A 12683-nucleotide genomic window follows, 5' to 3' on the forward strand; every position below is an offset into this window, starting at 1 on the left:
GCCGAGATTGAAGCGATAGTACAGCCAGACAGCGTAGCTGATGATGTCGGGAGGGAACCGGTGGCGCTTATATGTATTCATGCGCCAATTCTATCAAGTTCGGCGAGTTAACTTGTCGATACCTAATGAACGCTACCACGAATCACTCAATAACCTGACGCCAGCTGATGTTTACTATGGACGTGGACAGCAGGTCCTTGACCGGCGAGAGCAGATTAAACTGAACACCTTGGCGATGCGCCGCAAGATGCATTACGATAATCAGATGAAATTACAGCCCCTGATGAGCTGAAGCGTCTCTTAAATCGGGACGTAATCTGTCCGGAAGGTTCTGACGACCTACAAGTTATAGCTATTTCTCCGTTTATTGCCGTCGTGGTAGGCCTTCAGATCTTTCGGCGTGCAGGAAATTATGCGGTCACAAGACCTGCCAGGGAAATGCTCTTTACCCGAGTGGACCGGAAAACTCGCTTCAAGGCAAAACCCGTAATCGATATTGTTGCATATCGCGGCGGTGATACGCTGATGGCCTGGGCATTTACTGGACTAACACAAGGCCTTGGCCTTGGTTTAGCGGCAGTGGCCATCATCGGCGCTGGAATAGCAGCTCTCTGGGCGATCGTGGGTATATATCTAGGGCGCTGGTTTGAACGCGAAGAGCAGTCTTCGCAATCAGCCAGCATACGATTTAACTACAGGACTACACTATGAAAACTCTTTCTACCGTTTCGATTTTGATATTTTTCCTGGGGGCCGTATCTTTGGCTCTAGCGGGCAATAGCAGTGGCGCTGGGCAACAAGACGGCGGCGCAAAGCTTAAATACGTCGAATTCAGCCAACTTGGTAATCCCGCAGAAGTACTCGTAGTAAAGGTAGACGCGCCGCGATCATTAAAGAACGGTGAAATAAGAGTACGAGTGCTGGCTACCCCAATTCACCCATCAAATTTGTTACAAATAGCCGGTAAATATGGCGTTGAACCCGCATTACCCTCCACTCCAGGTAGCGAAGGCGTAGGCCGGGTGGTAGAGACCTCCGCTGAGGTGACTAACCTGGTCGTGGGCCAACTGGTGCTTCTTGCCGGTGGTGGAACCTGGCGTGATGAAATAGTTGCACCGGCAGCCAATTTTATTCCCTTACCTGATCTTGGCAGTCCGAGTACTGCGGTGATCGAACAACTTTCTATGACGACGGTGAACCCGCTTACTGCATTACTCATGCTGACTTCCTTTGTTGAACTTGAAGAAGGCGACTGGCTTGTGCAGAGCGCTGCAAATTCTGCAGTTGGGGGATATGTTATCCAACTCGCAAAACAACGTGGAATAAAGACGGTTAATGTTGTTCGCCGAGAGGGCTTAGCCGAGGAGATGATGTCAAAGGGTGCAGATGTCGTATTGATCGATGGGCCAGATCTTGCCGATCAAATTGCCAGTGCTACTGGCAATGCGCCTGTTTCACTCGCAATCGATGCCGTTGGTGGTGAAACGTTTACTCGCCTGGCTAAGAGCCTCGGCCATGGTGGTACTCTAGTGGCTTATGGCGTACTGTCTGGGAAGCCCGCGACCTTAAATACAGCAATAACGATTTTTAACGACATTCGTATAAGGGGATTTTGGTTATCAAAATGGTTTGAAACAGCCGGGATGAAAGAAAAGCAGGCGGCCTTCGGAGAAATTATTCCGTTGATTGCCAGTGGCGCTCTAAAAGCCGATGTTGATTCTCGCTTTACCGTTGACGAGATCAAGCAAGCAGTCTCGCGCGCTGCGCAACGTGGCAGGAATGGCAAGGTACTTATTGTGCCAAACCCTGGCTAATAGTGCTTGACTGCAGATTGGAGCAAGAGTTCGATACTTCTCGCGCCATTTCCAACTAGCGACTGAGCACCACGCGATAGCGCGCGTTGCCACTTTCAAAACGCGCTATCGCTTCGTTGACCTGGTCAAAGCGAAAATGCTCTGTTTCGGGCTTAACATTATGGCGAGCGGAGAATTCCAGCATCTGCGCCATCGTGGTGGGACTCCCAACCTGGGAAGCTGAGACTGATTGCTGTGCATGCAGCATCGGTGGTACCAGTATTCCCAATGGCTCACCCTGGAGCTGATGAAAAAGGACTTCCCCATCGAATGGGAAGCCCAGCGCTCACACTTCGGGCTAAGTCAACTCCCCCACTAGTGACTGGCGAAAACGCCGTTAGAGAAAACAGGCGATTCTGGACCTGACGGCACGTCTCCCAATCACTGTTACGCTAGTTCCAGAAATGCAAAAGCCCGCAATTTGCGGGCTTTCGCGTGATTCTGCGGCAAGACCAGGGAGTCTCTGTCTCTACTGCAGACTGTATGGCGGTGGAGGCAGTCTCAAGAGTGATCGCATCCCTACTCTGGAGACGGTTTTCGCGCGTGAATGCCTGGGGTGGAGGCAGTCTCACCAGGTATCGTCTCCAGAAATTTCCCTGAAAGCGGGAAATCTACAGGGAATGATGTAAATCTCATGGTTGCCCTGCCTCCTACCCTACTCTAACCTTCTGTTTTTATTGGTACTTTTTCCGGCGCTCATGTTTAACACCAACAAGTAACAGGGAAATATCAGGGAACTCTACCTGCCGACCCCCAAACACTTGTCCGGATGATATCTTGTTAAGCGTTCACACTCCGAGGAGTTACTGGGTTCAGGACCACTGCACGACATTTGTAAGTGTTGACAAATGCGTACGCCTTAGCGTACGTTGATTTGTCTGGAGGTGCCTTATGACAACACTGAATGCTACAGAAGCTCGATCCAGGCTCTATGCCCTGATCGATGAAACCAGCGATAGCCACGAACCCATCCTGATCACAGGCAAGCGGGGCAACGCCGTCCTGCTGGCCGAAGAAGATTGGAATGCTATCAACGAAACGCTGCACTTGCTCTCCTTACCCGCCATGCGTGAATCCATTCGTGAAGGGCTAGCGACCCCCCTCGATGAGTGCGATCGCGAGATTGACTGGTGACCTGGACACTTCATTACACGAAGCAGGCTCAAAAAGACGCCCGAAAGCTCGCCTCTTCGGGATTGAAAGACAAGGCCCAGGAGTTACTGCGGATAATTGAGAACAACCCGTTCCAGACCCCACCACCCTATGAAAAGCCGGTCGGAGATCTCGCTGGCACATATTCCCGCCGGATCAACATCCAGCACCGTTTGGTCTACCAGGTACTGGAGAAGGAGAAGGCCATCAAGGTCTTACGGCTATGGACTCACTACGAATAGCCTCAAAGATGACAAGGCCGCCTACATGGTCGTATTGAGAGGAACCCATAAGCTGCTGAAGGTTTTGCACACGACAGCAAGCCCCTCCGATTTTTCCGATACTGCTCTCGGCGACTGGTATATCAACCGGATTGTTGTCGATCGCCAACCTCTGCTGCTCTGCGTAGTGGCGAACTCGTTGCTCGCCATGATTACACCTGCGCGAGACGTGAAAAACCTGCCACAACATTTTCCAGAGCTTGTTCAGAACCGACTCCAACGGCTCGGCGCTGACCAGACCACTGTCGATGCCGAGGTGGCAGCAATGCAAGCGGTAATGGTGGGTAAAACACAGGATCGCTCGGTAGTTGGTACGATGGTCGATTTCGCCAAAGTTATACCTTACTACCTGCCCATCGGGGGCTGGGAGATGGAAGACTTGGAGATCGCTGAAGACAAGCTTGCCGAAACCCCCTGCCGCTGCGGACGAGCACAAGCGACGATCTGGCCCGGCCGCGATTCGCTGAGGCTGTTGCAGACGCGATGGCAGCCGGTTGGAGATGTGCATTAGCGAAATAGGAACTCTAATGACTCAGTCATTTTCCATAATTATTCGACCTTCCACCCTACTCCGATTTCACGCTGCGCTTGTAAAACGGAAATACCAGAAACTGTATTCCACCCATGGAGGCAACAAGCCCGGTCCCAAAGGGCCGTCCAGAGATGTGATCAATGCCATAGTCGAGATCAAACATCGGAACCCTCGGTTCGGATGCCACAGAACTGCACAGCAGATCAATCTGGCTTTCGGGTTGGACCTGAACAAGGATACTGTCCGGCGCATACTGGCCGCTCACTATAAACCAGAGCCTGGTGGCGGCCCCTCTTGGCTTACAGCTCTCGGCCATGCGAAGGATAGCTTATGGAGTATCGATCTTTTTCGCACCGGATCCATCTCACTCAAAGCACACTGGATCATGGTGGTGCTGGATCAGCACACCCGCAGGATAATTGGTTTTGGAGTGTGTGCCGGCGATGTGGACGGACGCAGACTGTGCCGGATGTTCAATGAGGCTACTCGCAATCAAGGCTGGCCTCGGCACGTCAGCTCCGACAATGATCCGCTATTTCAATATCATCGCTGGAAATCAAATTTGCGAGTTCTCAAAATTGAGGAGGTGAAATCTCTGCCACATGTGCCGATGTCGCATCCGTTTGTAGAACGATTGATCGGGAGCGTCCGTCGAGAACTACTGGATCAGAGTTTTTTCTGGACTGCGGAAGATCTGGAGAAAAAACTGAAAGCTTACCAGCAGTATTACAACGAATCTCGATGCCACTCCAGCCGGGAAGGTGCGCCTCCGGTGGGGATTGCCAGCAATAAGGTCGCTGATCTCGATCAGTATCGCTGGGAAATGCACTGTCGCGGACTCTTTCGCCTACCAACAGCGGCCTGAATTACGAATTCGCCAGGGACAAGGAATGGATTGCGATGCGATTGATTGAGATGGACTCTACGGCTCTGAGCGCATTGCTGGGCTTGTCTCTTGTTGGGTTTATCGCTCCACTTCTGTGGTTCCAGGCGCGCGACAATCGTCGGGCCAGTGAGTATCTGGCCGTATTTGTCCTGATTGTGGGAGTCAGTCTGCTGCAAACCTTCTTGCTGCACAGCGGGCTGACGCGACGCTATCCATGGGTTTCAGGTCTGGGGCAATTTTTATTCTTTGCACTGGGACCACTGCTTTTTCTATACACGAAAACACTCACCGACCGCGAATTCAAGTTTTCCGGCAACGTGGCCTGGCACTTCCTTCCGGTATTGTTCAGCCTACTGCTGTACTTGCCTGTGTATCTGCAAACAACGGAGGCCAAGCAGGCAGCCGCCGAGTTGTATTTCGCACAACATGTGAGCGCCCAGGACCAGGCTTATCAGCTGGCAGTGCTGCCAATGGCATCAAAAATCTATGCCATACAGTTCGTGGCGTTGATGTTCCACCTTGGTAGTTATGCTGTGCTGGTACTTTGGCAACTGGAAAAACACCGCAGGCGTATTGAACTGGTTTTCTCTGATATTGAGCTGATTAACCTTAACTGGTTGCGCTGGCTCAATTGGCTGGTGCTGGCAGTAAGTTTGATCTCTTTGGTGTTTTTGATGCTGCGGCTCTTTTCCCAGGACCCTGTATCCTCAGGGGGCCGTGTGGTTCCGGTACTGGTGATGTTCCTACTAATTTATTACGCCGGCTGGATGGGTGTCCGCCAACCGCAGATATATGGTACGCAGGCCAATAGTAGTGACCCTGGAGTTGAGGGCGGTGATAGCGAATCCAAATACCACAACACAGGTCTGTCTGCGGCAGATGCCGAGAAGCACTGGCAGCGATTGCAGCATGCCATGGACGAAGAGCAACCTTATCTACGCAGTGGCCTGACGATCAAGCAACTGGCAGACACTCTGGGGATGTCGACGGCCCACTTGTCGCAGGTGATAAACAGCCGGGCTCAGGTGACCTTTTTTGACTACATTAATAGCCAGCGGGTCGCCTATGCGCAACGTCTGCTGGCTAACCCCGACCACAAGCAGCGTAAAGTGCTGGATATTGCCCTGTCCTCCGGGTTCAGTTCAGAGTCTTCTTTTTATGCCCAGTTCAGAAAACATGCCCAGTGCACCCCCAGCCAGTACCGTCGCCAACTGCAGACGCAACGTTAAAACGCCATCTTTCTCCTTTTTCGCCTCCTGACTTCTAAGATCGGAGGTCTGCAGCCCTTGCCATGTGCTTGTATTGAGCTGCAGTAGGGATTCGGTGGTCGTGTGGATACATGGGAACGCCGGGTATCTAGTCACCAGATGGAGCACAACTCCATCCGAAGAATAAGAAAAGGAAAGCGTATGCAGCCCACATCTCCATCCCGTTGGATACTTGCACCGGTCGTTGCCGCCAGTCTGGCTAGTGCCAATATGCCCGTTTCGGCCCAGGATCTGGTGATCGAAGAAGTACTTGTCACAGCTCAGAAACGCGTCGAAAGTGCGCAGGACATCCCCGTCGCACTCACCGTCATCAGCGGAGACATGATCGATAGTATTGGCATTCAGTCGACCACAGACCTGGTCAAGATTGCACCTTCGTTGACCGTCAGAGAGGCAAATCACGCCCAGAACAGTGCCTTCAGTATACGGGGTATTGGCACGATCACGTTCGGAATCGGCGTAGAGCAGAGTGTAGCGGTTATTGTAGACGAGGTTGCCGCCGTACAGTCCGGACAGACGATGGCGGGCTTGATGGATATAGAGCGGGTAGAGGTCTTGCGCGGGCCCCAGAATACCCTGTTTGGGAAAAGTGCCTCGGCAGGATTGCTGAGTATTACCACCAAAGCACCCAGTGAAGAATTGGAATCGTACCTTGTATTGACTGCTACCGACGATGATGAAACCAAGGTGGCGGCATCGATATCTGGCCCATTGGGCGATAGCCTGGGCTATCGATTGAGTGGAATCTGGAGCGATCGCGACGGTTACATTCGTAACTTGACTGCTGGGGAGAAAGACAAAAACGGTAGCAAAAACAAGAATATACGCGGCAGACTTAGATGGGATGTTAACGAGACTATACAGACTGACTTTACCGCTTATTACATGAAAGATGAAACCAACTGTTGCGCGAGGGTGTGGACGGAGTTTGACCCCGAGGCAAAACTCTTCGGGTTTATTCCTGAGGCGGTTGCCGAGGGTATTACACCCGGAGAAGACAACCAGGATTTTCGTGCCGATGACGGGCCACAAAATGACTCGACCACCAGGGGCGCTAACGTAAAAGTGAACGTCGAACTGGGTGAATTCACGCTGACGTCAATCACCGCTGTCGATAACTGGGAGTTCAACGTTAACCAGGATGTCGATTTCGGGGATATTGACGTATTGAAGTATTTGACAGGCGGTCGCGAAAGCGGCGGCCTGTATTCAGTGGGGTGGTTTGAAACTGACTTTTTCTCTCAGGAAATTCGCATTGCCTCGCCAGCTTACGACAGCTATGACTATGTGGTCGGCCTGTACTATTCAGATGCTGAAACCAAGCGAACCTTCTTCCGCAACCTGAGCCTTGCTCCCGCCGACTTTGCGTCCAGCGCCGGAAACGAAAACCTGGGCCTTTTCGGCCAGCTGACCTGGCGATTTACCGACAGCACCAGCATCACCGGCGGGTTGCGCTGGATCAAAGAGGAAATATCGGCAGATTACGAAAACTTCGCCAACGCCGAGGACACTCCCTTTTCAGACACGGCCAGCGATGAACAGGTCGTAGGTAAGCTGTCGCTGCAGCACTTTATTGGCGAGGATACGATGGCCTTCGCCAGCTATACGCGGGGCTATAAAGGCCAGGTGTTTGATCTCGATGTGGGGGTAAGGAACCTGATCGACCCCGAGACATCGGACTCTTACGAGATCGGTGTGAAAGGTAACCTCTGGGAGAGGCGGTTACAGCTTAACCTCGTGGCGTTCTATACAACCTACGAGGGCTTTCAGGTGCAGCGCGCGGAAATCGTCGATGATGTCATCAGATTCGAGCTGAACAACGTGGGCGAGCTCAATACGCGTGGTGTCGAACTGGAGAGCATCGCCTTATTGAGTCCGAATGCGACCCTGACTTTCAACGCTGCGTATATTGACGCGGTCGTGAATGACTATGACGGTGCGAGCTGTTACACCGGGCAAACTGAAGAGCAGGGCTGTGTTAACCAGGCTCAGACCATTGATGGTGGCAGCCTTCCCTATGCTCCCGAGTGGAAATATACAGCGGTGCTGGACTACCAACTGCCGCTGGACACCATGCCCTTTGATGCCTTCGCAAACCTGCTGTACTCCTGGCAGGATGACACGCTCCTGTCGATTAACCAGAACCCCAACCTGACGCAAGACAGCTATGGAGTCGTCAATTTACGGCTGGGCGTCAATGACAAGGCCAGTCGTTACAGCGTAACGCTGTTTGCCAATAACCTGTTGGATGAAGGCTACGCCACCAGCAAACTGGACGTCTCAAGGCTTTTCGGCAATGCCACGGCGCGGGCGCAGGTTACGCCTCGCAGTACTCAGCGCTACTTTGGGGTAGAGGCCCGGTTCAACTTTTAGCCCGTCATTCGGTGTGCCAGCTAGCGTGGGCCTCGCCGCCTATCGCCAGTTGGAGGAATACCAGCGACGTTGGCCCGAATCGGCAAGCGTAAATCCATCAGGCAGGACGAATGTATGAACTTTCGTAAATTGCTTTGCAACCCGCTCTTGCTCGTAGTAGGGGCGTTGGCGGGGATCAGTATAGCCGCAGCAGCCAGCGAGCTTACACAACCTCGGCTCAATCAAATCCAGGTGATCGGCACGCACAACAGCTACGCCCAGCCTCCCGACCCAAGAACAATGGCGATCATGGCGCCGAGACTACAAGCCATATTTGAAGCCATGTTCGAAAAAATGTCTCCACAAGAGAAGACCAAATTTGCAGAAGAGCACCCGGTCTTGCTCGAGCAAGGTTTTGGTGCATCGCTGGACTACGTTCACCCACCCCTGGAATACCAGCTGCGTGCCGGGCTGCGCAGCCTGGAAATAGATCTCTACGTGGATCGCGAAGGGGGACGCTTTGCCGACCCTTTGCCGTATCGACAACTGCGCGCAGCGGGAGAGAAAAACCTGGCACCGCTATATGACGATGCCTTGCGGGAAACGGGCCTGAAAGTACTGCATGTAGCGGATGTGGATTTTCGCAGTTACTGTCCGACTTTCAGGATCTGCTTAACGCAAATGCTACAGTGGTCCGAGCAAAACCCGGGACATTCACCGGTATTCGTCTTGCTGGAACCGAAACTGCCGGGGCTGGACCGGGCTATACCAGGGGCGGCAGAAGTAGAAGCCTTTTCCGGGTCGGACTTCGATGAGATGGACAACAGCATACGCGAGGTCCTGGGTCGGGAACGGGTCTTTGCGCCGGATGACCTGCGCGGCACGGCGCCTACGCTGGAACACGCCGCATTGATTCAGGATAATTGGCCCGGGCTTGATCAGTCACGTGGTAAGTTTGTGTTCTTGTTGCTGGTGCCGGGTGAGAACTTCAGTGCGCTTTCTCCCTATATTGCCAACAAGCCATCCCTTGAAGGGAGAATGGCGTTCATGCAGGGTAAACCCGGCATGCCCCATACTGCCTTTGTCATGGTGGACAATCATCTCTCCGACCCCGCTGTTATTCCCTCCCTGGTCAAGCGCGGTTATCTGGTGCGCTCCCGCGCTGATATCGACACCCATGAAGCATTGCTGAACGCGACAGAACGCAGGGATAAAACGCTGGCCAGTGGCGCACAAGTGATATCAACTGACTTTTTTACGCTGCCCAATATATACGGCAATAGCTATTCGGTTACCCCTTTTTCCGGCGGCGCGCGCTGTAACCCGGTTAACTCGGCGAGCAACTGCTCAATCGGTCAGTGATTGCATAAGAGAAAATGACCAGACCAGACGCGTAGAATTTCCTGGAGAGCATTTATGCTTCGCACAGCCCGACCTTATCTTGCAGGGCTTTTTCTTCCGGCATTGTTGTCTCTTTCATTTCCCGGCAGCACAGCGACGCCAGAGTTGTACTTACCTCAAGCGAATAGCAATTGGTTCGTTGTGGCACAGGAAACCTTGCACAAGAATCTCGCGCATGCGCCGGTGAAAGGCAAAGCGAAGAGTATTATTCTCTTTATTGGTGATGGCATGGGTGTCAGCACAGTGACGGCATCGCGCATCTTTGAAGGGCAGTCCCTGGGCATGATGGGCGAAGACCATGTTCTTGCCTGGGAGGTGTTTCCCAATGTGGCCCTGTCCAAGACTTACAACGTCAACCAGCAGGTGCCGGACTCAGCAGGTACCGCCACTGCGTTCATGACCGGCGTTAAAACCAAAGCCGGGGTTATCTCAGTAGACCAGTCGGTAACGCGAGGCGACTGTCTTTCATCCAGAGGGCATCATGTGACAAGTTTTCTGGAGCTTGCAGAACAGAGAGGCCTGGCTACGGGTATCGTAACCACGTCACGATTGACGCATGCGACCCCAGCGACGGCCTACGCGCATGTTCCGGAAAGGGATTGGGAGAATGATGTAAACGTTCCGCTGGCAGAGAAGGCAGCGGGCTGCAAGGATATTGCACTGCAATTCCTTGAGTTTCCTCACGGTAACGGTATTGAGGTGGCGTTTGGCGGCGGTCGAGAAAATTTTCTGCCCCTGTCTCTTGTTGATGGGGAAGGGGATGCAGGGAAAAGGGCAGACGAGAGAAACCTCATTGCAGAGTGGCGACAGAAATACCCTGATGGCAGGTATATCTGGAATGAGGCAATGCTCAGAAAGTTGTCCTCTCAGTCCGCAGGTCCTGTTCTGGGCCTCTTTGATGCAAGCCATATGGCGTTTGAGGCGGACCGTGTTGAAGACGTCGGTGGGGAGCCTTCACTGGCAGCCATGACAGCAAAGGCACTGCAGATCCTGCAACAACACAAGGACGGCTATTTTCTGCTTGTTGAAGCCGCGCTGGTGGACAAAGGGCATCATGCCGGGAATGCTTATCGTGCTTTAAGCGAGACGGTTGCCCTGGCCGAGGCGGTGGACAAGGCATTGGAGATGACCAGCCGGAGTGACACCTTGATTATTGTCACCGCTGATCACTCGCATACCTTAACCATGGGAGGAGCACCGACGAGGGGCAATCCTATTCTGGGCAAAGTACGTGCGAATAATAAGTATGGTAAGGCACAGGACGTATATGAGAAGGCCCTGGATGACAAGGCCTATACCACTCTGGGCTACCATTACGGCCCGGGTGCCACCCTGGAAAAACACCGTACGGACGTCCATAACACTGACACTTCGGCAAAAAACTTCAAACAACCCTCCCTGGTTCCACTGCGGGAGGGGATGCATGCCGGCGAGGATGTTGCGGTTTATGCGCGCGGTCCGTCGGCTCATCTAATCAGAGGCGTGGTTGAGCAAAACTACCTTTACCACGTGATGGTTCACGCCGCCCGCTTATAAGTGTAAGAAAAGCCGGCAATCAGCATGGTCAGAATAGCGAGAACAACGGAGACCCCATATGGCAGGGCAGCACGTTTCAACCAACGACATGGCAGCGGGTAATCAAGCCCAAGGCAATACGACGAACGGAGTAGATCAGGATACGCCGGGTAAATATCTCCCTGCGCTGACCGCGCTTACCATGTTGTTCTTTACCTGGGGCTTCATCACCTGCCTCAATGACATTCTGATTCCCCACCTTAAAGCCGTTTTTGACCTCAATTACACCGAGGCCATGTTGATTCAGTTTTGCTTTTTCGGGGCCTACTTTCTCATATCATTGCCAGCCGGGGCGCTGGTCAAGCGCATTGGTTACGGTAGGGGTGTTGTCATCGGTCTACTCGTTGCAAGTTTAGGCGCACTGCTTTTTTATCCAGCTGCCAGTTATTTGAGGTATCCGCTATTTCTGGGCGCACTGTTTGTCCTGGCATCTGGCATCACCGTATTGCAGGTTTCAGCGAACCCCTACGTTGCGGCGCTGGGAAGCCCTCATACGGCTTCCAGTCGTCTTAATATGACGCAGGCCTTCAATTCACTGGGGACTACTGTTGCACCTTTTATCGGTGCCGTGCTAATACTTTCAGTCTCGACAACGGGGCTGGATGCCGAGGCGGGAAAACAGGCCCAGGCGGATGCGGTGAAGCTTCCCTATATACTGCTTGCGAGTATTCTTGCAGTAATGGCGATCATGTTCAGCCAGCTAAAGTTGCCTGTCATTCACTCCCACCACGCTACGCAACAGACACCGACGGAAAACGGCAGCATATGGTCTCAGACGCATCTCGTACTCGGCGCTTTAGGCATTTTCCTGTACGTTGGCGCAGAGGTGGCTATAGGCAGCTTTTTGGTGAACTTTCTCGCTCAGGAAAATATTGCCGCAATGGAAGAATCGCAGGCGGCTCATTACATTGCCTACTATTGGGGGGGCGCGATGGTGGGCCGTTTTATCGGCGCAGTCGTCATGCGGTATGTCAAGCCGGGGCGGCTACTGTGCTGCAATGCTCTATGCGCTGTTATTCTTGTCACGACTGCAATGTTGGGCAGTGGCAGTCTGGCGATGTGGGCGATTCTACTGGTAGGTTTGTGCAACTCAATCATGTTTCCCACGATCTTTTCGCTGGCAATTGCCCAGTTGGGAACACATACCAGTCAGGGCTCCGGGATAGTGTGCCTGGCTATTGTGGGCGGCGCGATTGTGCCGCTTGTGCAGGGCGTCGCCGCAGATAGCCTGGGATTGCAGCAGGCCTTTATCATTCCGCTTCTGTGTTATATCTATATTGCCTACTATGGATTGCGCGGCTCTATCCCTGCTAAGTCCGTGTGCATGGCGAATCAGTAACTGTCTAATACTATCAGACTCCTAGCACTTGCTACCACACGCAC

General features: G+C 52.9%; 11 protein-coding genes and 1 pseudogene. 10 read left to right on the forward strand and 2 right to left on the reverse strand.

What is annotated here, in order from left to right:
- Positions 1–81: pseudogene (locus tag E2F43_RS19515) on the reverse strand (IS6 family transposase); the annotation flags it as partial.
- A gap of 626 nt (positions 82–707) precedes the next feature.
- On the opposite strand from E2F43_RS19515, the gene E2F43_RS00020 reads away from it, so the two are divergent.
- Positions 708–1814 (forward strand): zinc-dependent alcohol dehydrogenase family protein, encoded by a 1107-nt coding sequence (locus tag E2F43_RS00020; RefSeq protein ID WP_133208850.1) that lies wholly within the window; start codon positions 708–710, stop codon positions 1812–1814.
- Positions 1815–1869: 55 nt separating this feature from the next.
- On the opposite strand, the gene E2F43_RS18975 is transcribed toward E2F43_RS00020, so the two are convergent.
- Entirely contained in the window at positions 1870–2007 is a 138-nt protein-coding gene (locus E2F43_RS18975) for a hypothetical protein (RefSeq protein WP_165954127.1), read from the reverse strand.
- Between the two features lie 737 nt (positions 2008–2744).
- Between E2F43_RS18975 and E2F43_RS00025 the strand changes: the two genes are divergently transcribed.
- From E2F43_RS00025 to E2F43_RS00065, 9 genes are all read left to right on the forward strand, one after another.
- A complete protein-coding gene (locus E2F43_RS00025) occupies positions 2745–2987 on the forward strand; it encodes a type II toxin-antitoxin system Phd/YefM family antitoxin (protein ID WP_133208851.1) in 243 nt (80 codons plus the stop codon).
- Positions 2984–3247: a Txe/YoeB family addiction module toxin gene (locus E2F43_RS00030; RefSeq protein ID WP_133208852.1), complete on the forward strand. Its 264-nt coding sequence runs from the start codon at positions 2984–2986 to the stop codon at positions 3245–3247. The genes E2F43_RS00025 and E2F43_RS00030 overlap by 4 nt, the downstream gene beginning before the upstream one ends.
- 25 nt (positions 3248–3272) lie before the next feature.
- A complete protein-coding gene (locus tag E2F43_RS00035) occupies positions 3273–3797 on the forward strand; it encodes a DUF6933 domain-containing protein (protein WP_133208853.1) in 525 nt (174 codons plus the stop codon).
- A 16-nt stretch (positions 3798–3813) separates the two neighbouring features.
- Positions 3814–4683, forward strand: coding sequence for an integrase core domain-containing protein (locus E2F43_RS00040; RefSeq protein WP_165954128.1), 870 nt, complete (start codon positions 3814–3816; stop codon positions 4681–4683).
- Between the two features lie 35 nt (positions 4684–4718).
- Positions 4719–5933, forward strand: coding sequence for a helix-turn-helix domain-containing protein (locus E2F43_RS00045; RefSeq protein WP_133208855.1), 1215 nt, complete (start codon positions 4719–4721; stop codon positions 5931–5933).
- 180 nt (positions 5934–6113) lie between these two features.
- On the forward strand, positions 6114–8345 hold the full coding sequence (locus E2F43_RS00050; protein ID WP_165954129.1) for a TonB-dependent receptor: 2232 nt from the start codon (positions 6114–6116) through the stop codon (positions 8343–8345).
- A 114-nt stretch (positions 8346–8459) separates the two neighbouring features.
- Positions 8460–9686, forward strand: coding sequence for a Ca2+-dependent phosphoinositide-specific phospholipase C (locus E2F43_RS00055; protein ID WP_133208857.1), 1227 nt, complete (start codon positions 8460–8462; stop codon positions 9684–9686).
- A gap of 54 nt (positions 9687–9740) precedes the next feature.
- The gene (locus E2F43_RS00060) at positions 9741–11261 is read left to right on the forward strand and encodes an alkaline phosphatase (protein WP_133208858.1); all 1521 of its coding nucleotides are present in this window, start codon (positions 9741–9743) and stop codon (positions 11259–11261) included.
- A 58-nt stretch (positions 11262–11319) separates the two neighbouring features.
- Positions 11320–12639: a sugar MFS transporter gene (locus E2F43_RS00065; RefSeq protein ID WP_133208859.1), complete on the forward strand. Its 1320-nt coding sequence runs from the start codon at positions 11320–11322 to the stop codon at positions 12637–12639.
- Positions 12640–12683: the final 44 nt, after the last annotated feature.

It is taken from the genome of Seongchinamella unica (assembly GCF_004354085.1).
Taxonomy (GTDB): Bacteria; Pseudomonadota; Gammaproteobacteria; order Pseudomonadales; family Halieaceae; genus Halioglobus; species Halioglobus unicus.